Source organism: Natronosalvus caseinilyticus (assembly GCF_017357105.1).
Taxonomy (GTDB): Archaea; Halobacteriota; Halobacteria; order Halobacteriales; family Natrialbaceae; genus Natronosalvus; species Natronosalvus caseinilyticus.
The window spans coordinates 1,254,173-1,277,866 of the sequence record NZ_CP071596.1 but is presented as its reverse complement, the minus strand read 5'-3'; the positions used below and the strand labels follow the sequence as shown (position 1 = coordinate 1,277,866).

Genomic DNA, 23,694 nt, shown 5'->3' with positions numbered 1-23,694 from the left:
AGGGCAGCGTGGTCGTTTCGCGCTGCTTTCGAGTGCAGAATCCACGACACACGACCCACAAACCCACACCCACACCAATGACACACGACAACGACATCGACTTCACGGGCGTCTTCCCGGCAATGTGCACACCCTTCGACGCCGACGAGCGAATCGACTACGAGACACTCCGCGCGGACGCCCAGCGCCTCGAGACCGCGGGCGTCGACGGCCTCGTCCCCGTCGGCTCCACCGGCGAGTCCGCCACCCTGACCCACGACGAGCACGTTCGCGTGCTCGAGGCGGTGATCGACGCCGTCGACGACGTGCCCGTGATCGCGGGTACTGGCTCGAACAACACGCGCGAAGCGCTCGAACTCTCCGAGCGCGCGGCCGACGCCGGCGCCGACGGCCTGCTCCTGATCTCGCCGTACTACAACAAGCCCGAACAGCGCGGCCTGCTCGAGCACTACCGGACCATCGCGGACGCGGTCGACGTGCCACAGATCGTCTACAACGTCCCCTCCCGTACTGGCCGGACGATCGAACCGGACACGGTCGTCGAACTGGCCGAGCACCCCAACATCGGCGGCTACAAGGCCGCCGAAGGCGACCTCGGTGTCATCGGCGAAATCGTCGAGCGAACCGCTGACTCGGACTTCTCGGTGCTCTCGGGCGACGACGCGCTCACTCTCCCGATGCTCTCGATCGGCGGACGCGGTGGCATCAGCGTCGTCGCCAATATCGAACCCGAACGAACCGTCGCGATGGTCGGGGCCGCCCTCGAAGGCGACTACGAGCGCGCCCGGGCCATTCACCACGAACTCGGGCCGCTGATGCGCGAACTGTTCGTCGAGACGAACCCCATCCCGGTCAAGGAGGCGATGGCCATCCGCGGGTACGGCCCCGCGAGACTGCGCCCGCCGCTCACCCAGCTCCGGGAGGAGTACCGCGACGACCTCGAGGCCGTCCTCGAGGACCTCGAGAACCAGCCCACCTCCCGGGCGGAGGCCGAGTGATGAGCGTCCGGGTCGGCGTCACGGGCGCGGCCGGACGCATGGGGCGACGCGTCCTCGGCGTACTCACGGCCCGCGACGACTGCGAGGTCACCTTCGCGGTCAACCGGAGCACCGACGTCGAGCGCGTCCAGGGCATCGAGATCGAGTCGGCTCTCGAGATCAACCTCCTGCTCGAGGAGCGCGACCCGGGCGCCGTGATCGACTTTACGGGACCGGAGTCGGCGCTCGAGTACGCCGCCGCCTGCGCCGAGGCGGGCGTCCCGTTCGTCACGGGGACGACGGGATTTTCCGACGACGAGACGTCCCAGCTCGAGGCCTACGGCGACGAAATCGCGCTGCTCCACAGCCCGAACTTCGCTCGCGGCGTCCAGGCGCTGCTCGCGCTCGTCGGGGATGCCGTCGCGAGCCTGCCCGGCTACGACGTCGAACTCGTCGAGACCCACCACAACGGCAAGCGCGACGCCCCCAGCGGCACGGCGAACCGGCTGCTCGAGGAGATCGAAGCGGCCGGCGACTTCACGGACCGCGTCCACGGTCGGGAGGGCGAGCAGCCACGAACGTCAGGCGAGATCGGCGTTCACGCCCTGCGAGCCGGGAACGTAACGGGGGAGCACGAGGTCGTTCTCGCCGGCAACCACGAGGAACTACGACTCACCCACCGCGCCGAGGACCGGGGCGTCTTCGCCGCCGGCGCCGTCGACGCGGCGGTCTGGCTGGCCGGCCAGGAACCCGGGCGATACGACTTTGCGGAGGTACTTTCAGCATGAGCTCATCGACCCTCGAGTCCGCGATTACCGACCTGTGGAACCGCTACGAGGCGAACGACGTCGACGCCGAGTCGGCGACCGAAGACGACATGGCGACGCTCGAGACGTTCCTCGACGCGCTCGAGGCCGGCGACGTCCGCGCGGCCGAGCCCCGCGGCGAGGACGGCGAGTGGACGGCTAACGCCTGGGTCAAGCAGGGCATCCTGCTCAACTTCGGCCTCCGTGAGACCCGCGCCCGCGAGTACGGCGGCGTCACCTACAACGACGTGCTCCCGCTCGCGGACTCGAGCGACTTCGGCGAGCGCGGCTCTCGAAACACGCCCGACGGCACGGTCGTTCGGCGGGGCGCCCACGTCGGCTCCGACTGCATCCTGATGAGCCCGGCGTTCGTCAACGTCGGCGCCCACGTCGGGGACGGAACGCTCGTCGACTCCTGCGATACGGTCGGATCGTGCGCCCAGATCGGCGCGAACGTCAAGCTCGGGGCCAACACGCTGATCGGCGGCGTCCTCGAGCCCGTCGAGAGCGCGCCCGTCGTGGTCGAAGACGGCGTCTCGCTGGGCGCGGGCTGTCGCGTGACGTCGGGTTTCGTCGTCGGCGAGAACGCCGTCGTCGGCGAGAACACGCTGCTCACGCCGCGGATCCCGGTCTACGACCTCGTCGAGGAGGAGGTTATCTACGGCGAGTTGCCCGCCGAGCGCCGCGCCTTCACCCGGTTCGTCGAGTCCTCGATCAGCGACCACGACCTGTTCGAGGGCGGCGCGTACAAGCCCGCCGTCGTCGCGACCGCCCTCGAGGACCGGACACTCGAGCGCTCCGAGCGCGAGGAGGTGTTACGGAACCGATGAGTGCGGCCGAATCGGGGGTACCGAACCCGCCAGCGCGCCGCCTCGGCGACTGGAGCGCGAGCCACCTGCGGGACCTGGCCGACGAGTACGGAACGCCGCTGTACGTCCTCGACCTCGAGCGCGTCCGCGAGAACTACGAGCGACTCGAGGCCGCGTTCCCCGAGAGCGAAATCATGTTCGCGGCGAAGGCGAACGCGCTCGACAGGGTACTGGAAACGCTGCTCGAGGCCGATGCGGGCATCGAGTGCGCCTCCGCGGGCGAACTCGTCCGGGCGCTCGAGGCGGGCGCGCCGGGCGAGCGGGTCCACTACACGGCGGTCAACCCGCCCGCGGCCGACCTGGACGTCGCCGTCGAGGCGGCCGACGAACACCCGAATCTGACGATCACCGCCGGCGCCGAAGACACCATCGACAGGCTCGAGGAACGCGGCTACGACGGCCGCCTCTGTCTCCGGGTGAACCCCGGTATCGGTGCGGGCCACCACGAGAAGGTCCGGACGGGCGCGGACGCGAAGTTCGGCGTTCCCGCGAACCGGGCGGTCGAGACGCTCGTCGACGCCGCCGAGCGCGGGTTCGACGTCGTCGGCGTCCACGCTCACGTCGGCTCCGGCGTCTCGAGCGACGACCTGGACGCTCACCGCGAGTTCGTCTCGCGAATGGGCGAGCTGGCACGAGAGCTGAACAAGGCGTTGACCGCCGCTCCCGACGCGCAGGCGGGCCTCGAGTTCATCGACGTCGGTGGCGGCTTCGGCGTCCCCTACCGCGAAAACGAGGCGCCGCTCGACCTCGAGGCGGTCGCCGACGCCACGCGCGACGCGCTGGGAACGGTCGACGCCCGACTGACGATCGAACCCGGCCGGTACCTGGTGGCCGACGCTGGCGTACTCCTGACGCGGGTGAATACGGTCAAGGACGCCCCCGAGACGACCGTCGTGGGCGTCGACGCGGGCATGACGACGCTGGCTCGACCGGCGATGTACGGCTCCTACCATCCAATTCGAAACCTCGAGGCCGACGCCGTCGATCGACCCGAGAACCCGCAAACGGTGACGGGCTCCATCTGCGAGAGTTCGGACGTCTTCTGTACGGACCGCTCGCTGCCGGAGACGGCCCGCGGCGACCTCCTCGCGATTGGCAACGCCGGCGCCTACGGCTACGAGATGGCGAGCACGTACAACTCGCGCCCGCGGCCCGCCTCGGTCGTTCTCGAGCCCGACGGTTCGGCGACGCTCTCGCGGCGCCGCGAGACGCTTTCGGACGTCACCCGGGTCGAGCGAGCGGCTGGGAATGAAGACGGCGGGAGCGATACCGACGAACCGGATCGCGGCCCACCGCGGGAGGTGTCCCGATGAGCGCATTCGCCGACGTCCACTTCGAGAAGTACCACGGGACCGGCAACGACTTCCTCGTGATCGACGCCGAGACCTACGTCCCAGACCGGCGGGGCCTCGCCAGTCGCGAGTGTGACCGCGAGACCGGCGTCGGCGCCGACGGCATCCTGTTCCTGGCGCTCGAGGACCGGTACAACCCGCCACGAGTGATCATGACGCTCGTCCAGCCCGACGGCGGCACGGCGCCGATGTGTGGCAACGGTGCCCGTTGCGCCGGCCGGTGGGCCATGGAGCGCACCGAGAGCGACGAGGTCATGATCGACACGCAGGCCGGGACGCGACGGGCCTATCGCGTCGAGAGCGACGGGAGCGACGGAAGCGACGGAAGCCACGGAAGCCACGGAAGCCACGGAAGCCACGGAAGCGACGAACAGGATCAGGACGACCGGATCGCCGTCGAAATGGGCGAGCCAACCTTCGACCCGAAGTCGATCCCAGTACTCGCAGACGACCCCGTGATCGAGGAACCCATCGAGGGCCTCGAGGTCACGGTCGTCAACACGGGCGTTCCACACGCCGTCGCGTTCGTCGACGACGTGGACGCGGTCGACCTCGAGGCCGTCGCGACGCCGGTTCGCCACGCCGATGCGTTCCCGCTGGGGACGAACGTTAACCTCGCGAGCTCCGCTGCGGAAGGGTTCCGACAACGAACGTTCGAACGCGGCGTCGAGGGGGAAACCGACGCCTGCGGAACCGGCGCGGTGGCCATCGCGGCGGCCGCCCGCCGGCTGGGGCTCACCGACGGCGACTCGATTTCCGTTAGCCCGCCGGGTGGCGACCTCGAGGTCGTCTTCGACGGCGACACCGCGACCCTGATCGGCCCGGTCGAACACGAGTTCGACGGAGAAGTGCAGACGACTCACTTCTCGTCGTTCGACCCGTGACGGGGGCTTCGGAGGGATTCGATCCGATCGCCTTCCTCGAGGATGCGGTCGCGATTCCCTCACACCCTGCGGCCGGGGTCGCCGAGATGCGAGCCTTCCTGGTCGAGACCCTCGAGGACTACGAGATCGAAGCGACGGTCGACGAGGCGGGGAACGTGCTGGCGACGCGCGAGCCGACGACAGCCAACGAATGGCGGAACGGCGGCCAACACTACGTCCTCAATACCCACATCGACACCGTCTCGCCACACGTCCCGCTCGAGGTCGGCGACGGCAAAATCCGCGGCCGTGGGTCCTGCGACGCGAAGGGACAGGTCGCCGCGCTGCTCGCCGCGTTTCTCGAGGCCGAGACGACGAATCGAGTGACACTCGCGATAACCCCCGACGAGGAACTCCTCTCGACGGGCGCCCACGCCCTCGTCTCCCGGCCCGACTCGCCTATTCGGGACGCCGACGCCGTCGTCGTCGGCGAACCGACCGGCCTCGACGTCTGCACCGCCGCGAAGGGGCGCTTCGAGGGGACGGTCGAACTCTCGGGGGCGAACGCTCACGCCGCCGAACCGCAGTCGGGCGTCAATGCGGTGGCCGCCCTCGAGCAGGTTCTGAGGGCGCTCGAGACGTTCGACGACCACGAGGACGCACCGCCCGCCCACCCTGACCTCGGGGCCGCGACGCTCACGCCGACGGTCGTCGAGGGCGGCGACGCGACCAATCAGGTCCCCGACCAGGTTCGACTCACGGTCGACCGCCGGAGCGTTCCACCCGAAACCGCCGAGGGGTTCGAACAGGCGCTGGTGGCCCACCTCGAGGCGGCCGTTCCCGCCGACGTGGGCGTCTCGTTCTCGTTCACCGAGCGACCGACGCCGTTTCTCGAGGCCTGGGCGACCGACACGGAGGCGCCGGTCGTCGACGCCCTCGCGGCGAGAGGGAGCGGCGAGGTGCGCCCGTTCACGGCCGCCACCGAGGCTTCCTACTTCGCCGCCCACGCGCCCACCGTCGTCTTCGGGCCGGGGGTGCTCGCGGACGAGGACGGCGCCGTCGCTCACTCCCCGCGAGAGTACGTCGAGACGGCCGCCGTTCGGGCGGGAGCGGAGGCCGTGAAGCGAGTACTCGAGTCGCCGTGAGTGGCGATCACCAGGCGAGCGCCAATCCGTGAGGCAGATCCGGGTCCGAAGCCCTTTCCTCGAGTCCGCTCGAACGACGCCCAATGAGCGAACGCGCAGCGGACGCGGAGCGAGAGGAGGGCGGCGAGGACGCCGACCTGCGGACCATCGCGGACTACCAGTTCGGGAGCGGCGCTGGCGCGGCGCTGTTCCCGCCCGACGAAGATCGACGCATCGAGCGAACGACCTCCGGTCGCCCTCAGCAGATTCACGCTGACCGCGGGCGGGTCGTCTCCTTCGGCACCGACGGTCGATTCACCCTCGGACTCGAGGGTGGCCGCCGCCTCCACGACGCGCTCGAGCCGCCGGCGTACCGGGTCGTCGTCGACGACGAGAGCGAACCGTTCGTTCGCGACGGGAAGAACGTCTTCTCGAAGTTCGTCCTCGAGACAGGGCCCAAGATTCGACCGGGCGACGAGGTGCTCGTCGTTCACGAGCGGGGCGACCTGCTCGCGGTTGGGCGGGCAGAACTCGACGGCGAGTCGATTCTCGACTTCGAATCTGGGATGGCGGTGAACGTTCGGAGCGGCGTTCAAGCGGAAGACTGACGGCCTCGAGCGTTCGGCTCGCCCGGATTCGAGCCTCCGCGTCGCTACGACCAGGTCCGTACGTCTGTCCCGACTCGAGTCACGAAACTGACCTGTGATAGGAATATGGTACTTGGTAGCATAGTATCACCTATGCTCCCACGACTGCGACGATTCCTGGTCATGCTCGGCGGGGCGGTCGTCGCCGCTGCCGTGATCACGCTCCTGTTCGCCCCACCGACGCTCGTCGCCGGAGTGGTCACGTTCGCCATCGTGATGGTCGCCGGCGCCACGCTCTCGTACGTGATCGGCTACCTCGAGACGCCGTGGGCGACGCCCGGCTACGTCGACGCCGACGCGGAAATTCGATCACGTCGCCACACCGAGACAGCCGATCGCGACGCCGAGGAACTTCGGTGGGCGATCCGGGAGGGGATCGGCGTCGCCATCGCCTCGCTGTTCGGGCTGCTGTTGCTCGTCGCGTTCTTGCTCCAGGCGACGACCCTGTTTACCGGATCAGCGCTGACGGCGACCCAGATCGGCGTCTGGGCGGTCATCGCGATCCTCGGGATCACGATGATGGTCCTCGGACTGTGGAGTTGGCGTGGCCGGGACGGCCTCGAGAGCGGCGATACGCAGGAGTCCGGAAGTTTCCGGTGAGACGTATCTCGAGTTCCGTCGCTCGAGTCGAGATGTGACGAAGACAAAACGGACGTGACGGATGCGAAGGGTACGACGGCTACGGGACGCGAGGGGCGCGAAGACTCCGAAAGACGTCGAGGGGCGCGAGAGACGCGAGAGACGCGAGAAACCGTTCCGGTGGGTTTTTGCCCGCGGCTGGCCACGTCTCGAGTATGTTTGGAGGCGGCGGCGGACTCAATCCACGGAAGATGGAACAGATGATGAAACAGATGGGGATCGACGTCGACGAACTCGACGCCGAGGAGGTCATTATCCGGACGGCCGACCACGACCTCGTCTTCACCGACGCGGACGTCACGAAGATGGACGCCCGTGGCCAGGAGACCTACCAGGTCATCGGGACGCCCGAGGAGCGCGAGCGCGGGAGTGCCGGCGGCGCTGGCGGCGCCGACGCGGACGTAACTGACGCGGACGCCGACAGCGAGCCGGCCATCCCCGACTCCGACGTCGAAATCGTCGCGGCCCGCACCGGCGTCAGCGACGACGAGGCCCGCGAGGCCCTCGAAGCCGAGGACGGCGACCTCGCAGCCGCAGTCGAACGCCTCGAGTGAGCCCAATACTCGCGTGACGGGATCACCTGACGCCGGAGACGAGAGTGGAACTGACGAGCGAGACACGAACGCAGACGTGAACGCGAACGACGCGGGCGAACCGGTAGCCGAAGCCGAAGCGGAACCCACCGACCGACCGCCGGTCCTACTTATCCACGAGGACCGCGAACACCTCGTCCAGCCCGGCGAGGAGTTCGGCTCCGACCTCGGCGTCCTCGAGGTTCCCACCGACGTCGAACCGGGGCAAGTCCTCGAAACCCACCTCGGCACCGAGTTTCGCGTCCGAAAGCTCCGCGGGCCCGATCTCTTTCACCACTTCGAGCGTACCGGTGCCCCGATGGTGCCCCGCGACGTCGGCCTCGTGATCGGCGAGACCGGCGTCGGCGTCGGGGACCGCGTGCTCGACACCGGTACCGGCACCGGCGTCCTCGCCGCCTCGATGGCCCGCGCCGGGGCGAGTGTGGTGAGCTACGAACGCGACCCCGAGTTCGCCGAGGTCGCACGAGAGAACATGGCCCTGGGTGGCGTCTCGAGCGACGTCGAGGTCCGGACGGGCGACCTTCGAGACGACCTCGAAGAACTGGCTGGAGGCGACGGCTTCGACGTCCTCACGCTCGACACGGGCGACGCGCCGACCATCGTCGAGCACGCGCCCGACCTCCTCGTCGAGGGCGGGTTTGTAGCCGTCTACAGCCCGTTCGTCGAGACCGCTCGCGAGACCAGCGAGGCCGCTCGCGAGGCCGGACTCTCGAGCGTCGTCACCCGCGAGACCATCCAGCGGGAGATGACTTTCGACGACCGGGGGTCACGGCCGTCGACCGCCCCCGTCGGCCACACTGGGTACCTGCTCGTGGCTCGACTCGAGTGATCGATTTATCGAGTAATCGCTGGGCGACTAGTCGGCCAATCGATCGGTCGACTGACCGACTGTCGAGTTCGTCCGCTACGGGCGTCAACGACGAACTCGAGTGATCGATTCCGCGAGAATCAGTTGTCGTCTTCGCGCCACTTGTACTCACACTCCGCGCAGACGAAGAACCTGGTCTCGGACTCGTCCGCCGAGCGCGTCTGTTGGAGGTACCAGTACGCCTGGTCGTGGCCACACTCGGGGCACCGGGCCTCGGTCTTCGGGAGCGAGGTTTCGTCGGAGGACTCGATCACCTCGGTCGCCTCCTGGTCTTCGGTGACCACGTACTCGTCGCTGTTGCCTTTCGGTTTCTTGGCACCGCACTCGTCATTTCCACAGACCCAGTAGCCATCGTCCGCCTTCATCATCGAGCCACATTCGTCGCAGAATTCCATGTATCCGGCTACGGGAGTCGAGACACATTAATGGCGCGTTCCGCCGCGGGCGCCAAGAAATCGAGCGACGAAGGGCCTCGAGGGCGATTGAGGCGTCGAGACGCTCGAGCATCGTGCTCGCCGCTCCGTCACGACCGCAAAAAACGGAAACAGGCGATCCCCCAGTGGATCGGTTAGTGGTAGATGGTTTCCCCCCATCGCTCGCCCGCGTCTGCCGGGCACCCCATACGCACGGCATCCGCGGTGCGCAGCAGCCTGTCTAACGTGCTGCTAACTCGGGATAGCAGGCTCTTCCATATAAAAACATGGGATTTTCCGTCTCGAGGAATGACCTGGAAGGTCGCTCAATCCGATCCTGAACACGATCTGGTGGCCTTTGAAGCATCGCTGTCTCTCGTTTTCCGCCCGCTGCTGTTCGCGCAGGGGTCGTCTAGAAACGGCCGACCGCAGCCTCGCACCGCCCAACCGCGGACGAGAAAGCAACCGCATCGCTCGAGCTACTCGAGCAACCAGCTCAACACTGCCTTCTGGGCGTGGAGCCGGTTTTCCGCCTGGTCGAACATGATCGAACGCTCGCTCTCGATGACGGCGTCAGTGATCTCCTCGCCGCGGTGAGCCGGCAGGCAGTGCATAACCGCCGCTTCGGGCGCGTGCTCGAGCAGTTCCTGGTTGACCTGGAACCCCTCGAACGTCCGGAGGCGGATCTCGCGTTCGTCCTCCTGGCCCATGCTGACCCAGACGTCGGTGTAGACGACGTTCGCGTCCGTCACCGCATCGACGGGGTCGTGCGTAACCGACGGCGCCGTTCCAAGTTCGGCCGCCCGCTCGAGGACGGCCTCGTCGATGCCGTGTTCTTCGGGCGTCGCTACCGTGAGGTCGATTCCGGCGAGTGCACAGCCGAGAACGAACGACTGAGCGACGTTGTTGCCGTCGCCGATCCAGGTCGCCGAGACGGAATCGAGGTCGGCGAAACGCTCGCGGATCGTCAGAAGGTCAGCCAACGTCTGGCACGGGTGGGCGTCATCGGTCAGCCCGTTGACGATCGGTACGTCCGCGTACTCGGCCATCACCCGGATGTTCTCGTGTTTGAACACCCGGGCCATCACCGCGTCGACGTACCGCGAGAGGGTCCTCGCGGTGTCTTTAAGCGGCTCTCCCCGACCCAGCTGGATGTCGTCGGCCCCGAGGAAGATGGCGTGCCCCCCGAGGTGAGTCATCCCCGTCTCGAACGAGACGCGCGTCCGGGTGCTGGGCTTTTGAAAGAGCATGCCCAGCGTTTGCCCCGGCAGGTCGGCGTGGCCCTCGCCACGCGTCTGGGCGAGTTTGTAGTCGGCCGCCCGGTCCAGGACGGTAAACAGTTCCTCGCGAGAGAGGTCGTCGACGTCGAGCAGGTGACGCACGTCGCCCTCGCTTTCGGCCGCCGAGCGACTCGCGTGGGCGGGACGACTCGAGTCCTCCGAGGTCACGCCTCCTCACCCCGGAGCGTATTCGCGACGCGCTCGAGCACCGCGATGGAGCGGTCGTACTCAGCGAGCGAGAGGCGTTCGTCGGGTGCGTGGTCGAGGTCGGAGTTCCCCGGGCCGTATGTCACCATCGGACAGTCCCACGCGCCGGCGTAGATGTTCATGTCGCTCGTGCCGGTCTTCCGGAGGAGGCGCGGATCGCCGCCTTCCGTCCGGATAGCGACGCGAAACGCCCGCGCGATTTCGGTTCGAGGGCTCTCCATCACCGGCGGAATCGGCTCCTTCCAGGAAACCGTTCCGACCTCGAGAGCCGCCTCCGCCGTCTCCCTGACGCTGTCGGCGTCGAGACTCGGCGGGATGCGCAACTGGGCCTCGAGGGTCGCCTCGACGGAGAGGCCGTCTTCGGTGGTGCCGCCCTCGAGCGAGACGGGTTTGGCGGTCACCTGCTCGAACACCGGTTCGTAATCGTCGGGTTCGAAGGCATCCTCGACGGCCGACCACCAGCGAGTGGCCTGCTGGATGGCGTTCGGCTCGGGCCGGGAGGTGTGCCCCGACTCGCTGGTCGCGACGTAGGTTCCGGCGAGGAAGCCACGGTAGCCGAGCGTGATGCCGTCGACGCCCGAGGGTTCGCCGTTGATCACGGCACCGGGCGCCTCCCGGTCGGCGACGAGGTGGCGCGCACCCCGCGAGTCCGTCTCCTCGCCGACGACGCCGACGAAGGAGACGCCGGTGGTGACGGCGGCGACGGCCATCGCGGCCAGCGGGCCGGTGGCGTCGACGCTGCCGCGACCCCAGAGGACGTCGTCCCCGGCCGCGGCGATTTCGTCGTCCTTCGTGGCCGTCTCGACGCGAACCGGAATGTCCCCCGGCACGGTGTCGACGTGTGAGGTCAGGAGGACCGCGTCGTCGGCCGGGGCCCGCACGTTGCCGACCTCGTCGATCCAGACCTCGCGGTCGTGGGCTTCGAAGAAGTCGACGAGCACCGCGGCGGCCGCGTCCTCCTCACCGGAGGGCGAGGGAGTCGAGACGAGGTCGATCAGTAGCTCGCGGGCCGCCTCGCGCGAAACTGCACTCGAGTCGGAGGCGGCGCTCGTCCCGATTTCGTCGGTCTCGTCGGTCTCGTCGGCGGTCGCCGACTCGTCCGTTTCGTTCGTGTCCATCTCTGTCGTGGCCTGGGTCATTGCTCGGGTGTGGGGGAGAGAATCGCCGACAGCGCCTCGACGAGGTCGTCGGCGTGTGCGCGCTCGAGGACCAGCGGCGGCAGCAACCGAACGACGCTTCGGCCCGCGGGCAGGGCGAGAATCTCGTGCTCGAGGGCGAGGTCCCGAAGTACGCGGTTGGCCCCGCGTTTCACCTCGAGACCGAGCATCAGGCCCTCGCCGCGGACGTCCCGGAAGGGAACGTCCGAGGACTCGAGTTCGGTCTGCAGGTAGTCGCCGACCTCCGCAGCGTTCCCCGCCAGATCGTCGTCGACGAGGACGTCGATGGTGGCGTTCGCGGCCGCACAGACGAGCGGATTCCCGGAGAACGTCGACCCGTGCGGGCCGGCGTTCTCGGCGATCCAGTCGGCACACAGGGTCGCCCCGAGGGGGAGGCCGCTGGCGAGTCCCTTCGCGGTCGTGAGGATGTCCGGCGTGACGGGACCGCCGACGGCCTCGTTCTCGCAGGCCCAGGTCGTACCCGTCCGGCCGAGACCCGTCTGGATCTCGTCGAAGATCAGCGCCGTGCCCGTCGCCTCGGTGACCTCGCGGGCCGCCTCGAGGTAGCCCGCCGGCGCGGGGTGGATGCCGCCCTCGCCCTGGATGGGCTCGAGGATCACCGCGGCGGTGTCGTCGTCGACGGCCGCCTCGAGTTCCTCGTCGTCGCCGTAGGTGACGAACTCGACGTCCGCGAGCAGCGGTTCGAACGGCTTCTTGTACTTGGGTTTCCAGGTCGCCGATAGTGTCCCCGCGGTGCGTCCGTGGAACGCGCGCTTGGCGGCGACGATCTTCGTCCCACCGGTCGCACTCCGGGCGAACTTCAGCGCGGCCTCGTTGGCCTCAGTACCCGAATTGCAGAGCCAGACGTTCTCGAGGTCGCCGGGCGCGAGCGCCGCAAGTCGGGTGTGGAGGTCCGTCCGCGACTTGACCGGATACGAACCCTGGACGTACAGCAACTCGCCCGCCTGCTCCTGGATCGCCTCGACCACCTGCGGATGACAGTGACCGGTCGGTGTGCAGGCGTAACTCGCGCCGAAGTCGAGGTAGTCGGTACCGCCCTCGCTCGAGAGGTGGACGCCCTCGCCCGATTCGATGGAGATCGGTTTCTCCGAAAAGACGAACCCGGACATCAGTCGCTCACCTCGAGCGCCGCCGTCTCGTCCGTTTCGCCATCGTCTACGTCATCATCGTCCGTACCGCTTCCGTCCGCGTCGCCTCCGTCTCCTCTGCCATCGAGTCCCAGGCCCAGCGCACCGGGCGTGATAGTCGTCCCGTAGCCCTCGAGGGCGTTCGAGACGGGGTCGTTCGCGTTCGCGTCCGCGACGACGACCGAACGCGCGCCGCTCTCGAGGGCCTCCGTCGCGGCCATGACCTTCTTCGTCATGAACCCTTCGGCGGCCTCCTCGACGGCCTCGTACTCGGCTTCCGTCGTCGCTTCGTCGATCTTCGTCGATTCGTCCTCGGGGTCGGCGTAGATGCCCGAGACGTCCGTCAGGAGCACGAGGTCGGCCTCGAGTGCACCCGCGACGGCCGCGGCGGTGCGGTCGGCGTCGGCGTTGACCGCGGTGTAGCCGCCGTCCTTCTCCGCGCCGAGCACGGGCCCGCCGACGACGGGGACGTATCCGCCCGCGAGCAGGGTTTCGAGGAGATCCGAATTGACGTCCTCGATGGTCCCGGAGTGGTCGCCGCGCTTGATCTTCTTCTTGCCGTCCTCCTGGACGCGGACGGCCGACTTCCGTTTCCCAGAGAGGAGTTGGCCGTCGACACCCGAGAGCCCGACGGCGTCGACGCCCTCGTTCTGCAGGGCCTCGACGAGGTCCGTATTCAACTTGCCGGGCATGACCATCTTGAACACGTCCATGGTGCGCTCGTCGGTAAAGCGCCCGACGACGCCGCCGGGAGTCTCGACGTAGGTCGGCTCCTCGTCCAGTTCCTCGAGGGTCTCGTCGACGGCGGTAGAGCCGCCATGAACGACGATTACGTCTTCTCGCGGGCGTTGCCCGCTCGAGTTGTCCGCGGAACGTGGTTCCGCGCTCTCCCCGTTGGCGACGAGATGGGCCACGTCGGCCAGTGCTCCCACGGGGTCGACCGCACGGGCACCGCCGATTTTCACGACTACCGTCATCTCAGGGCGCCCCCACGGGATGCAATCCCGTAAACTCGAGTCCGGCCGTCTCCTCGAAGCCTAGCGCGATGTTCGCGGCGTGGACGGCCTGGCCGGCCGAGCCCTTCATCATGTTGTCGATGGCCGAGAAGACCACGATCCGTTTGTTCGAGGGGTCGAGTTCGAAGCCGACCTCGGCGATGTTCGTCCCCGCGACCGCCTTGGGTTCGGGGTAGCGGTAGACGCCCGAGCCGCCGGCGGCCATGCGGACGAACGGTTCGTCCTCGTAGGTTTCGCGGTAGGCGTTCCAGAGGTCGCCCTTCGAGACCGGCCCCGAGGGGAAGACGTGGCTCGTCGCGCTCGCGCCGCGAACCATGTCGACCGCGTGGCAGGTGAACGCCACCGAGGTGCCGAGGAACTGCTCGATTTCGGCCTCGTGGCGGTGGCCCGTCGGCGCGTACGGGCGGACGACTCCCGAGCGTTCGGGGTGGGAGGAGGCCTCGCCGCCGCCGGCGCCGCCCTCCGAGGAGCCGACTTTCACGTCAACGACGATCTGCTCTCCCCCCTCGAGGATGCCGTGCTCGAACAGGGGATACAGCCCCAGAATCGTGGCGGTGGCGTTACACCCGCCGCCGGCGATCAGGTCGGCGCCCGCGAGGTTCTCGCGGTTGATCTCGGGCAGGGCGTACTCCGCGCGCTCGAGATACTCTGGTGAACTATGCCCGTCGTACCACTCGTCGTACTGGTCCTCGCTCTCGAGGCGGAAGTCCGCCGAGAGGTCGACGACGGTGTCCGCGACGTCGAAGAATTCATCGATCTGGCCCATCGAGACGCCGTGGGGCGTCGCTGCGAAGAGGACGTCGACGGACTCGAGGTCCTCCGGGTCGCTGAATCGCAGGTCGCTCCCGCGCAGGGGCGGGTGCTTCGAGCCGACACTCTTTCCCGCCGCAGAGCGACTCGTGGCCTGCTGAATCTCGAAGGTGGGGTGGCCGGCGAGCAGGCGGAGGAGTTCCCCACCGGTGAAGCCGGTGCCGCCGACGACGGAAGTGGTGACGGTCTCGGCGTCGGTCGCGGTCGCATCGTCCGCGGCCTGTGCGCCCGTCGCCATCACAGCGTCACCTCGAGTTCGGCGTCGTTCGCCCCGTCCTCGCCGGTCGTAGCCTCGGCCTCGGCTTTCGCCTCGAGCCAGTCGACGACGACACCGGGAACGTCAACGTCGACGGCATCGTTGAGCGCCTTGAACTCGACGGTGTGGTTGACCTCGTGGACGGTGTACGAATCACCGGCTTCCATGAGGTCGATACCCAACAGACCCCCGCCAACGGCGTCGCTCGCCTTTGCGACCAGTTCGAGCGCCTCGTCGTCCAGTTCGAAGGGCTCGGTCGTGGCGCCCTTGGCCGCGTTGGTGAGCCAGTGGTCCGACGAGCGAGCCATCGCCGCCACGGGTTCGCCGTCGACGGCCAGCACGCGCACGTCTCGACCGGGCTTCTCGACGAACTCCTGGACGTAGAAGACCTTGTGCTCGTAGTGGCCCAGGGTCGCCTTGTGCTCGAGGATCGCCTCCGCGGCGCTCTTCGAATCGATCTTGGCCATCAGGCGCCCCCACGAACCCACGACGGGCTTGAGGACGCAGGGGTAGCCGAAGCTCTCGATAGCCTCGAGGGCGCTCTCCTTGGTGAACGCCACCTTCGTCGCGGGCGTGGGGACGTCCGCGGCCTCGAGCGCGAGACTGTTCTTCACCTTGTCGGCGCAGATTTCGGCCGTCTCGTTGCTGTTGACCACGGGAACGCCGTAGGCCTCGCAGAACCGCGTAGCGTACAGGCTACGACTGGTAGCGAGACAGCGGTCGACGACGAGGTCGAGGTCGGCGAACGTCTCGCTGGCCTCGGCGACGTCGAATGTCTCCTTGCGGACGTCGATCTTTTCGACCTTGTGGCCGCGCTCGCGAAGCTCGCTCAGGAGGAGCTTCTCGTCCTTGCGGATCCGGGAGTAGAGTATTCCAATCTTCAAGGTCACTCACCCCAGTCCTCTTCGAGCTCGGGGGCTCGCTCGAGGACTGGCGGCTCGGTGTCGATAACTTCGAGTTCGGCACCGCAGGTGGTACAGTCGACGATTTCTCCGACTTCCAGATCGTCGTGCAGGGTCAGGTCCGCCCCGCACTCGACGCATTCTGTCATTGTACTCCCCTCTCGGCGGCGATGTACCTTAAACCCTTCGAAACTACCAGAAAAATTATACAACCTATAGTCCGCTCTAACGGTGTCAAAAGCCTACTTTTCCACAATTCTTGTTTCGAATATCATCGAAATTGTATATTGTCCCCGGGCGGGGACGGCGGCGGTGATCGCGGCGGCTTCACTAGCCGCCTCCGCTCGCGGACGTTCCGTTCACACATACGTCATCACCTCGGAGCGGAGCGCGTCGCGGGCCGCCTCGAGGTCCGCCTCGAGACCTTCGACGGTCTCCCGGTCGGCCTCGAGCACCGCCGTCGCCGCGTCTATCTGGCTCTCGGCGGCTCCGAGTGCTGGCCCGCCCGTCGAGTCGCGACTGGCCACGCTCGTCGCAGGGTCGAGCGCCGCCTCGACCGCGCCGGAATCGGCGTAGGATTCGAGCGGTTCGCCCAGCACGTCCTCGGCGGCGTCCTCGATGGCCGCGTAGTCGGCCCCGTTCTCGGCGGCGACGGCCACGATTTCGTGGGCCGTCCGGAACGGCAACCCGTTCGCCGCGAGCAGGTCCGCGACGCCGGTCGCCGTCGAGAAGCCAGCCCCCGCCTCCGCGGCGAGGGCGTCCTCGTTCCACTCGGCGGTGGCGACTGCGCCCGCAGCGACTCGGGTCGCCTCGAGCACGGCGTCGACCGTCGACCACGCGTGCGGGGTCGCCCGCTGGAGGTCGCGGTTGTACGCACGGGGCAGTCCCTTGAGCATCGTCGTCAGGCCCTGCACCCCGGCGGCTGCATCGCCCGCGACCGCGCGGACGAGTTCGAGCGTGTCGGGGTTCTTCTTCTGGGGCATGATCGACGACGTCGAGGAGTAGTCGTCCGAGAGGTCGACGAAGCCGCGGTTGGCGAAGAGGATCACGTCCTCGGCCAGCCCCGACAGCGTCGTCGACAGCGTCGACAGCGCCTGGACGGTCTCGAGCAGGAAGTCCCGGCTCGATGACGCGTCCATCGAGTTTTCCACGACCCCGTCGAACCCGAGCAACTCGGCCGTCCGTTCGCGATCGATATCGAAGGTTGTCCCCGCGAACGCGGCCCCGCCCAGCGGCGAGACGTTGATCCGCGCGTAGGCCTCGAGCAGGCGCTCAGTGTCGCGACGAATCGCCCCCTCGTAAGACAGCGCCCAGTGGGCGACGGTCGTCGGCTGGGCGGGCTGGAGGTGGGTGTAGCCGGGCATCGTCGTCTCGACGTGCTCGCTCGCGACCGCCGAGAGGGCCTCGCGCAGCTCGAGCGTCGCCTCGAGTGCCTCGAGGACGTCCTCGCGGAGGCGGTACCGGATGCACGCCGCGACCTCGTCGTTGCGGCTGCGGGCGGTGTGCATCTTCCCGCCGTCGACTCCGACCTCGTCGATGACGGCCGTCTCGATGGCCTCGTGGACGTCCTCGCCGTCGGGGAGGTTCGCGTGCCCGTCTACCTCGATGGCGTCGAGCGCGCGCAGGATCTCGCCCGCGGTGTCGTCCTCGACGATCCCGCACTCGGCGAGCATTACGACGTGGGCGCGGTCGACCGCGAGGTCCGCCTCGAAGATGCGCTCGTCGGCCGTCAGCGACGAGAGGAACCCGCGCGCGGGGCCGCCGCTGAAGCGGTCACGGCGGACGACGCTGCCCGCGTCGCTCTCGTCGGTCGAACTCGAGCGGGGTGCGTCGGCGTCGCCCTGCAGGGAATCCTCTCTGGTCATGTTCACTCGTCGGTCGTCTCAGTGTCGGTGTCGGTGTCGGCGCCGCCGTCGGTCGCCATCTCGAGGCTCTCACCCTCGCCTTCGAGCGACTTGTTCGCCAGGCGGCGCTGGAAGCCGTGGTACTTCGCGACACCCGTGGCGTCCTCCTGATCGATCTTGCCGACGGTCTCGGTGTCGAAGGAGGCGTGGGCCGCCGAGTACGCCGCGTACTCGCTGTCGCGGGCGACGGGGCGGGCCTGTCCGCCCTCGAACTTGATCGTCACCGTGCCCGTGACGCGCTTCTGGGTCTCGGCGATGAAGCCCTCGAGCGCGCTTACGAGCGGGGCGTCGACCAGTCCCTCGTAGCCCTTCTGGGCCCATTGCTGGTCGACGTGCTGTTTGAACTGACGCTCCTCCTGGGTCAGGACGAGGCCCTCGAGCGACTCGTGGGCGTTCAGCAACGTCGTCGCCGCGGGGTGCTCGTAGTTTTCCCTGACCTTGAGCCCGAGCATGCGGTCTTCCATCACGTCCGTGCGACCGACGCCGTGGGCGCCGGCGACCTCGTTGAGGTGCTCGATGAGGGTGACGGGGTCCATCTCCTCGCCGTCGACGGCGACGGGATAGCCCTCCTCGAACGCGATCTCGATCAGTTCAGTTTCGCCGGTGGGTTCCTGGGTCCACTCGTAGATGTCCTCCGGTGGGACGTAGCCGGGGTCCTCGAGCTCGTCGCCCTCGACCGAGCGACTCCAGAGGTTGGTGTCGATCGACCAGTCGCCCTCGTTGCCGCCCTCGACGGGCAGGCCCTTCTCCGCGGCGTACTCCTGTTCCCACGTGCGCGTGAGTCCCAGTTCGCGGATGGGAGCGATGACCTCGAGGTCCGAGTCGCGCCAGACGGCCTCGAACCGGAGCTGGTCGTTCCCCTTGCCGGTACAGCCGTGTGCGATGCCCGTACAGCCGTGTTCCTCGGCAACCTCGAGAATTTTCGAGGCGATCACGGGGCGAGCGAGCGCGGTTCCGAGCGGGTAGCCCTGGTAGGTCGCGTTCGCGCGAACGCCATCGAGACAGAGCTGGGCGAATTCCGCTCGCGCGTCGACGACGTAGTGCTCGAGGCCGAGGGCCTCGGCGGTTTCTTTGGCTTCGGCGAACTCCGAAGCGGGCTGACCGACGTCGACCGTGACGCCGATAACGTCGTCGTATCCGTATTCTTCCTCGAGCAGCGGGACGCAGATGGTCGTGTCCAGTCCGCCCGAGAACGCGAGTGCAACGCGTGTCATATCGTACTCGAGTACAATCGGCTACGGGACTTAAATTCGTTGGTTTTATTTTCGTAATTTAGTGGTGAAGTGGACACTAACCAGGAAAAACAGGAAATCCTGCAGCGTTGAGCAATACCGAAATCTGGGGATGAAGTAGTAGTGGGCCTAGAGGCCCGGTCGTCGTCGCGGGGCGACGGCGCTCGCGCTACCGAGGACAGCGAGGACGGTAGTGGCGAGTGCGCTCATCTGGACAGACGTAGGATACTCGAGCTATTAAAGGCTACTGGGTGGGCAAATGTTACGTTTCGCTTCCCGTGTCCGCTCCGTTCGCGGTGACGCCGTTGACGGACTCGGTTTCGTCGGCGAGCGTCAACACGTTCTCCCGACCGATTCGGAACGCCTCGATCGTGCCATCTTCCCGGAGGCCGCTGACGACCTGACTGGTCTTCGCCTCGGTCCACTCGAGTGTCGAGACCACCTCCTGTTGTTTCATCCGGCCGCCGTGTTGCTCGAGCAGGCGGACGACGCGTTCTTCGTTGCTCAGTAACGCGTCCGGCGGCGTCGACGGCTGGCGTTGCGTCGACGTTTCGGGCTCGGGCGGTTCCGGCTCGGGTTGCTCCCGCCAGGATCCGATCGGGAAGTCAGTGGAATCACCGTTTCGCAGGGCGAACCAGCCCACCGCAGCCACGATCGCGAGGACAAGGAGTCCGAGGGCCGCCAGCCACGATTGTGAGAGGGGCGACTCGTCGTCCGGTTCGGGGGGCGACGATTCCGACGTCTGTACCATGAGTTCGACGAACGGCTCGTCCTCGAGGAAGTCCGTCTCGTCCCCGTTCCAGATCGCCGCCTGCTCGCGCCGGTCGTTGGGGAACGGTTCGATCGTCTGGGCGCGGAAGTCCGCCGGCCAGGTGACGATCAACTGCGTGCGGTCGTCGAGTTCGAGGTGCCCGAAGGCGTCGCCGATCCGGATTCGGTGGTTGAGTTCGACGCTCGCGAACTCCTCCCACAGGAACTGGACGCGGACGTAGCCGGTTTCCTGGGGCGTCGACGTCTCCTCGAGTGAGACGCGATAGCCGCTGGCGGTCATGTCCCGGCCCGTCTCCGCGGCCGCGGCGTCGACCCGCTCTGACCAGTTGGTCTCGACGTTCTCGAGGTACGTCTCGTTTTCCGCCTCGATCGTCGACCGGACCGACTCCCAGCGGTCGGTGGCGTTTTCATCGCCGTCGAGTCGGTACCGGTACTCGAGGGTCCAGGTGGCCGATCCGTTCTCGTGGACCGTCACCTCGATCGTGAGTTCGTCGTAGCCGGGCGGCGTCGCTCCCGTAATCGCGCTCTCGTTACCCGTCTCATTGGCGGTGCCACCGTCGGTCTCGTTGGCCGCGTTTCCACCCGTATCGTCGCTCTCGTTGGCGTCTCCGGTGTCGTTCGCGTCGTCAGTCTCGTTGGATTCTTCCTGGAGCGCAGTACGCTCGAGCGACTCCACCGACGGTTCCGTGAGAACGGTCGCATCGCTCACCGATCCAGCTGCCATCCCGGCGTCAGTCGAACCGTCCAGGCCGAGACGTGCACCCGCTTCGGCCTCGAGGCCGCCGCCGTCGGCGACAGCGATCGATGGAAATCCCGCGCACAGACACCCGAGCACGACGAGCACTCCGAGGAGCGCCCGGTGCTCCCTCGCATCCATCGTTCACCATTGGCATGGCCGGACAAATAGGTCTTTCCGACCCGGAACCGGTTGCGCCCACTCGAGCGGCGCTCTTTCGCTCATTCTGCCAACGTGTTTCGCGGCGGACTCGCAAGCGGTGTGCGACGGTCGTTCACCCGAACACTTGCTATAAAAAGTATAGTTTTAGCCATCGTCTACCGAACACCGCCACGCTCATACTGTCCCGGGGAGTACCTCGAACCAGTGTACAGCGTCAACGTCCCTGTTCCCGGCCGCGTCCGGGCGCTCGCAGCCGACCTCTATCCGTCGCTGGTCGGCTTCGACACCGTGCGGGACGACCACTCCCTCCTGCTCAAACGCCTCGGCGACGCCCCCCAGGTCGACCGCCTCCAGCACCGCGCTCACCGCGCCCTGGCGGGCGCCCCCGCAGTCGAGGCGGCGGTCACCGGCATCGACTACTTTGCGGAGCCGCCGCTCGGCTCGGCACCCGTGGTCTACCTCGCCGTCGAGAGTCCCGGCCTCGAGCAGATTCACCGCGACCTCACCGAGGTATTCGACCCCGTGGAGGGACTCGAGGGACCCGACTACGTCCCACACGTGACCCTGGCGCGGGGCGGCGACCTCGAGACTGCCCGTCGACTCGCCGACCGCGAGATTGACAAGGTGACGTGGACCGTGAGCGAACTCGAGTTCTTCGACGGCCAGTATCGTTTGCCCGTGAGTCGGATTTCGTTGCCGGCCTGAGACCGCTCCTCGAGGCCGCTCCTCGAGACTGTGAGAAACGGCGAGAGACTGCGAAAGGCCGCTGGAGACCGCTGCCCGCTCAGGGCGCGGGTGGCTCCCCTGCGTACCGGTCGTGGTCGCCGTAGAAGTTCATCATCGCGAACTTGAGCTTCTCGGGGTCAAGGTCCAGCAGTTCCTCTCGTTCCTCGTGCGGGAACGTGCCGTTGACGCTGTAGGTTCCCAGGTCGGATTTGGCCCGTCGCGAGTAGCGTCGGTCGAGGAGAGCGCGGACGCCCACGTCCTCGGGCGAGCGGATCACCCGCCCGAGCGCCTGTCGGGTCTTCCGAACGGTGGGAATCTCGACGGCGTAGCGCCACCCGGTGTCGGTCCCCTCGAAGGCGACATCGTAGGCCTCTTGCACCGCCTCAGCTCGGTCGTCGAGGTGCGGGTAGGGGACGCCGACGACCAGCACCGTGTGGGCGTCGTCGCCGTCGAAGCTCACGCCCTCGGCGAGGGTCCCCCAGAGCGAGGTACAGCAGACGGCGTGTTCGTCGGCGACGAATTGCTGGCGAAGTTCCTCGGCGCCGACGCCCGGCTCGTCGAGGTATACCGTCGCGTCGGTCCGGGACTCGAGGCGCTCAGCGTACCGGGCGGCCTCGCCGTAGTTCGGGAAGAAGGCGAGCGTGTTTCCGGGGGTCATCCGGACGGCGTCGTAGATGGCCTCCTCGACCGCCGCCTGGACGTCGGGATCGTCGCGGGCGGAGGCGAACAGTGCGGGCGTCTCGACGGCGTACGTTCGCCGGCGATCCTCCGGGAATTGCAACCCGTAAGCCATCGTCACACACTCCTCGAGGCCGAGGACGTTCTCGGTGACCTCGAACGGCTGGATGGTCGCGCTCATCAGGACCGTCCCGGAGACGGCCTCGAAGAGCTGTCCGGTGACGTGGCGAGGAAGGCAACTGTAGAGTTCCGCCTGACCGTAGACCTCGTCGGTGCCTGCGTCCCGGCGGACGGAGACGACGGGGTACAGCCCCTGGTCGGTCCCCTCGTCCATCCAGGCCGCGACGAACGCGGCCGCCTCGAGGGTCTGGCACTCCGTCCGGGTCGCCGTCTCGCCCTCGCGGTAGGCCTCCTCGTACTTCTCGTCGAGGTGCTGGCCGAGTTTGCGCGCGGCCTCGAGGTCGCCCTCGATTCCCTGGCCCGAGTACGCCTGCAGGAAGGCGAGCGTGAGGTCGTCCCGACGGTTCTCGTTGCTGATCGGGACGTCCTCCCAGTTGTCGCCGACCGACTCGCGCTGACCGAAGCCGAAGCTGTCCTCGTAGGTCTCGACCAGCGCGTCGCGAAACGCCTCGAGCACGTTCGCGGCGTCGTCGGTCCGCGGGTCCTCCGTCTCGGCGAGTTCGTCAAGCGCGCTGTCGAAAGTTCGCTCCGAACACTCGCGGCTGGCGTGGTCGCGCGCGGCGTCCTCGACGTTGTGCGCTTCGTCGAAGACGGCGATGACGTCGTCCGGATCGCGCCCGAGCCAGCGGAAGAACTGCTCGCGAATCATCGGATCGAGCAGGTGGTGGTAGTTACAGACCACGAGGTCGACCCCCTCGAGGCCCTCCTTCAGCAGTTCGTAACCGCAGAGCTCGCGCTGGTCGGCGTACTCGTAGATTTCGTCGGGCGTCCGGACGTCCTCGAACAGCCAGCCGAAGAACTCGTCGGTGGCCTCGGTATCGAGCAAATTGTTTCGGTAGTGGTCACAGACGTTCGCCTCCTCGAGGTCGTCGATTTGCTCCTCGAGGTTCTCGAGTTCGTCCATCACGGCTGCGCGAGCATCCGCGGCCGACTCGCTGCCGGCCTGGCTCTCGGCGAGTAAGTCGCGCTGGCGCTGCTCGAGCTGGGCATGGTCGCTCTCGGCCTCGACGAGCGCGCGGGTGTTGTCCCGCAGGGCCTGACACTCCTCGTAGCCGACGTCGATGTGACACATCGAGGACTTGCCCTTGAAGACCACCGCGCGGATGGACTCCTCGCGGGTGATCGCTCGAGCCTCGGCGACGAACTGGCGCATCTGCTGGTGGACGTTCGTCGTGATGACGACCGTCTTGTCCTGCTCGCGGGCCACCTCGAGGGCGGGGACGAGCGCCGAGAGGGTCTTGCCGGTCCCGCAGGCTCCCTCGAAGAGGACGTTCTGCCCGCGCACGAGGCTGTTGTAGATGCGGTCCATCGCCTCGCGCTGGTTCTCGTAGGGCTCCTCGTACGGGAAAAAACGCAGGTACTCGCCCACTCCTGGCAC

General features: G+C 67.6%; 23 protein-coding genes. 11 read left to right on the top strand and 12 right to left on the bottom strand.

The features are described from left to right. Positions 1-77: 77 nt before the first annotated feature. The 10 genes from dapA (at position 78) to J1N60_RS06125 (ending at position 8,699) form a co-directional block, all read left to right on the top strand. Positions 78-998 (top strand): 4-hydroxy-tetrahydrodipicolinate synthase, encoded by a 921-nt coding sequence (gene dapA / locus J1N60_RS06170; RefSeq protein ID WP_312911550.1) that lies wholly within the window; start codon positions 78-80, stop codon positions 996-998. Beyond that, positions 998-1,765: a 4-hydroxy-tetrahydrodipicolinate reductase gene (gene dapB, locus J1N60_RS06165; RefSeq protein WP_312911548.1), complete on the top strand. Its 768-nt coding sequence runs from the start codon at positions 998-1,000 to the stop codon at positions 1,763-1,765. Before dapA ends, dapB begins: the two co-directional genes overlap by 1 nt. Further along, positions 1,762-2,613: a 2,3,4,5-tetrahydropyridine-2,6-dicarboxylate N-succinyltransferase gene (locus J1N60_RS06160; RefSeq protein ID WP_312911546.1), complete on the top strand. Its 852-nt coding sequence runs from the start codon at positions 1,762-1,764 to the stop codon at positions 2,611-2,613. The genes dapB and J1N60_RS06160 overlap by 4 nt, the downstream gene beginning before the upstream one ends. Next, positions 2,610-3,965 carry a diaminopimelate decarboxylase gene (lysA, locus tag J1N60_RS06155; RefSeq protein ID WP_312911544.1) on the top strand — a complete coding sequence of 452 codons (1,356 nt, stop codon included), beginning with the start codon at positions 2,610-2,612 and terminating at the stop codon, positions 3,963-3,965. Before J1N60_RS06160 ends, lysA begins: the two co-directional genes overlap by 4 nt. Further along, positions 3,962-4,888 carry a diaminopimelate epimerase gene (gene dapF, locus J1N60_RS06150; protein ID WP_312911542.1) on the top strand — a complete coding sequence of 309 codons (927 nt, stop codon included), beginning with the start codon at positions 3,962-3,964 and terminating at the stop codon, positions 4,886-4,888. Before lysA ends, dapF begins: the two co-directional genes overlap by 4 nt. Next, positions 4,885-6,012, top strand: coding sequence for a M20 family metallopeptidase (locus J1N60_RS06145; protein ID WP_312911541.1), 1,128 nt, complete (start codon positions 4,885-4,887; stop codon positions 6,010-6,012). Before dapF ends, J1N60_RS06145 begins: the two co-directional genes overlap by 4 nt. 83 nt (positions 6,013-6,095) lie before the next feature. After that, on the top strand, positions 6,096-6,599 hold the full coding sequence (locus J1N60_RS06140) for a PUA domain-containing protein (RefSeq protein WP_312911540.1): 504 nt from the start codon (positions 6,096-6,098) through the stop codon (positions 6,597-6,599). 132 nt (positions 6,600-6,731) lie between these two features. Beyond that, positions 6,732-7,238: a hypothetical protein gene (locus tag J1N60_RS06135; protein ID WP_312911538.1), complete on the top strand. Its 507-nt coding sequence runs from the start codon at positions 6,732-6,734 to the stop codon at positions 7,236-7,238. 194 nt (positions 7,239-7,432) lie between these two features. Continuing rightward, positions 7,433-7,831 (top strand): nascent polypeptide-associated complex protein, encoded by a 399-nt coding sequence (locus J1N60_RS06130; RefSeq protein ID WP_312911536.1) that lies wholly within the window; start codon positions 7,433-7,435, stop codon positions 7,829-7,831. Between the two features lie 76 nt (positions 7,832-7,907). Continuing rightward, entirely contained in the window at positions 7,908-8,699 is a 792-nt protein-coding gene (locus J1N60_RS06125) for a methyltransferase domain-containing protein (RefSeq protein ID WP_312912543.1), read from the top strand. A gap of 119 nt (positions 8,700-8,818) precedes the next feature. Here J1N60_RS06125 and J1N60_RS06120 read toward each other — a convergent pair whose 3' ends face one another. The 11 genes from J1N60_RS06120 to J1N60_RS06070 form a co-directional block, all read right to left on the bottom strand. Beyond that, on the bottom strand, positions 8,819-9,133 hold the full coding sequence (locus tag J1N60_RS06120; protein ID WP_312911534.1) for a transcription factor S: 315 nt from the start codon (positions 9,131-9,133) through the stop codon (positions 8,819-8,821). 497 nt (positions 9,134-9,630) lie between these two features. Further along, a complete protein-coding gene (argF, locus tag J1N60_RS06115) occupies positions 9,631-10,533 on the bottom strand; it encodes an ornithine carbamoyltransferase (RefSeq protein ID WP_312912542.1) in 903 nt (300 codons plus the stop codon). A gap of 62 nt (positions 10,534-10,595) precedes the next feature. Further along, complete coding sequence (locus tag J1N60_RS06110) at positions 10,596-11,777, bottom strand: [LysW]-lysine hydrolase (protein ID WP_312911532.1); 1,182 nt, start codon at positions 11,775-11,777, stop codon at positions 10,596-10,598. Then, complete coding sequence (locus tag J1N60_RS06105) at positions 11,774-12,925, bottom strand: aspartate aminotransferase family protein (protein ID WP_312911530.1); 1,152 nt, start codon at positions 12,923-12,925, stop codon at positions 11,774-11,776. The genes J1N60_RS06110 and J1N60_RS06105 overlap by 4 nt, the downstream gene beginning before the upstream one ends. Next, on the bottom strand, positions 12,925-13,920 hold the full coding sequence (locus J1N60_RS06100) for an acetylglutamate/acetylaminoadipate kinase (RefSeq protein ID WP_312911529.1): 996 nt from the start codon (positions 13,918-13,920) through the stop codon (positions 12,925-12,927). The genes J1N60_RS06105 and J1N60_RS06100 overlap by 1 nt, the downstream gene beginning before the upstream one ends. Before the next feature lies 1 nt (position 13,921). Then, the gene (gene argC / locus J1N60_RS06095) at positions 13,922-15,007 is read right to left on the bottom strand and encodes an N-acetyl-gamma-glutamyl-phosphate reductase (protein WP_312911527.1); all 1,086 of its coding nucleotides are present in this window, start codon (positions 15,005-15,007) and stop codon (positions 13,922-13,924) included. Continuing rightward, entirely contained in the window at positions 15,007-15,915 is a 909-nt protein-coding gene (lysX, locus tag J1N60_RS06090) for a lysine biosynthesis protein LysX (protein WP_312911525.1), read from the bottom strand. Before lysX ends, argC begins: the two co-directional genes overlap by 1 nt. Then, positions 15,912-16,076 carry a lysine biosynthesis protein LysW gene (gene lysW / locus J1N60_RS06085; protein ID WP_253432542.1) on the bottom strand — a complete coding sequence of 55 codons (165 nt, stop codon included), beginning with the start codon at positions 16,074-16,076 and terminating at the stop codon, positions 15,912-15,914. The genes lysX and lysW overlap by 4 nt, the downstream gene beginning before the upstream one ends. A 210-nt stretch (positions 16,077-16,286) precedes the next feature. After that, positions 16,287-17,792 carry an argininosuccinate lyase gene (gene argH / locus J1N60_RS06080; protein WP_312911522.1) on the bottom strand — a complete coding sequence of 502 codons (1,506 nt, stop codon included), beginning with the start codon at positions 17,790-17,792 and terminating at the stop codon, positions 16,287-16,289. A gap of 2 nt (positions 17,793-17,794) precedes the next feature. After that, positions 17,795-19,045 (bottom strand): argininosuccinate synthase, encoded by a 1,251-nt coding sequence (locus tag J1N60_RS06075; RefSeq protein ID WP_312911520.1) that lies wholly within the window; start codon positions 19,043-19,045, stop codon positions 17,795-17,797. A 280-nt stretch (positions 19,046-19,325) separates the two neighbouring features. Further along, the gene (locus J1N60_RS06070; RefSeq protein WP_312911519.1) at positions 19,326-20,711 is read right to left on the bottom strand and encodes a helix-turn-helix transcriptional regulator; all 1,386 of its coding nucleotides are present in this window, start codon (positions 20,709-20,711) and stop codon (positions 19,326-19,328) included. Positions 20,712-20,936: 225 nt separating this feature from the next. Here J1N60_RS06070 and J1N60_RS06065 point away from each other — a divergent pair, with 225 nt between their 5' ends. Beyond that, positions 20,937-21,437, top strand: a complete 501-nt coding sequence (locus J1N60_RS06065; protein WP_312911517.1) for a 2'-5' RNA ligase family protein — start codon at positions 20,937-20,939, stop codon at positions 21,435-21,437. A gap of 79 nt (positions 21,438-21,516) precedes the next feature. Here J1N60_RS06065 and J1N60_RS06060 read toward each other — a convergent pair whose 3' ends face one another. After that, entirely contained in the window at positions 21,517-23,625 is a 2,109-nt protein-coding gene (locus J1N60_RS06060; protein WP_312912541.1) for an ATP-dependent DNA helicase, read from the bottom strand. Positions 23,626-23,694: the final 69 nt, after the last annotated feature.

Bases quoted from the DNA above. Each gene is read 5' to 3' on its own strand.
- dapA (WP_312911550.1), top strand. From the start codon at position 78: ATGACACACGACAACGACATCGACTTCACGGGCGTCTTCCCGGCAATG.
- dapB (WP_312911548.1), top strand. From the start codon at position 998: ATGAGCGTCCGGGTCGGCGTCACGGGCGCGGCCGGACGCATGGGGCGA.
- J1N60_RS06160 (WP_312911546.1), top strand. From the start codon at position 1,762: ATGAGCTCATCGACCCTCGAGTCCGCGATTACCGACCTGTGGAACCGC.
- lysA (WP_312911544.1), top strand. From the start codon at position 2,610: ATGAGTGCGGCCGAATCGGGGGTACCGAACCCGCCAGCGCGCCGCCTC.
- dapF (WP_312911542.1), top strand. From the start codon at position 3,962: ATGAGCGCATTCGCCGACGTCCACTTCGAGAAGTACCACGGGACCGGC.
- J1N60_RS06140 (WP_312911540.1), top strand. From the start codon at position 6,096: ATGAGCGAACGCGCAGCGGACGCGGAGCGAGAGGAGGGCGGCGAGGAC.
- J1N60_RS06135 (WP_312911538.1), top strand. From the start codon at position 6,732: ATGCTCCCACGACTGCGACGATTCCTGGTCATGCTCGGCGGGGCGGTC.
- J1N60_RS06130 (WP_312911536.1), top strand. From the start codon at position 7,433: ATGTTTGGAGGCGGCGGCGGACTCAATCCACGGAAGATGGAACAGATG.
- J1N60_RS06120 (WP_312911534.1), bottom strand. From the start codon at position 9,133: ATGGAATTCTGCGACGAATGTGGCTCGATGATGAAGGCGGACGATGGC.
- J1N60_RS06110 (WP_312911532.1), bottom strand. From the start codon at position 11,777: ATGACCCAGGCCACGACAGAGATGGACACGAACGAAACGGACGAGTCG.
- J1N60_RS06105 (WP_312911530.1), bottom strand. From the start codon at position 12,925: ATGTCCGGGTTCGTCTTTTCGGAGAAACCGATCTCCATCGAATCGGGC.
- J1N60_RS06100 (WP_312911529.1), bottom strand. From the start codon at position 13,920: ATGACGGTAGTCGTGAAAATCGGCGGTGCCCGTGCGGTCGACCCCGTG.
- argC (WP_312911527.1), bottom strand. From the start codon at position 15,007: ATGGCGACGGGCGCACAGGCCGCGGACGATGCGACCGCGACCGACGCC.
- lysW (WP_253432542.1), bottom strand. From the start codon at position 16,076: ATGACAGAATGCGTCGAGTGCGGGGCGGACCTGACCCTGCACGACGAT.
- argH (WP_312911522.1), bottom strand. From the start codon at position 17,792: ATGACCAGAGAGGATTCCCTGCAGGGCGACGCCGACGCACCCCGCTCG.
- J1N60_RS06075 (WP_312911520.1), bottom strand. From the start codon at position 19,045: ATGACACGCGTTGCACTCGCGTTCTCGGGCGGACTGGACACGACCATC.
- J1N60_RS06070 (WP_312911519.1), bottom strand. From the start codon at position 20,711: ATGGATGCGAGGGAGCACCGGGCGCTCCTCGGAGTGCTCGTCGTGCTC.
- J1N60_RS06060 (WP_312912541.1), bottom strand. From the start codon at position 23,625: ATGGACCGCATCTACAACAGCCTCGTGCGCGGGCAGAACGTCCTCTTC.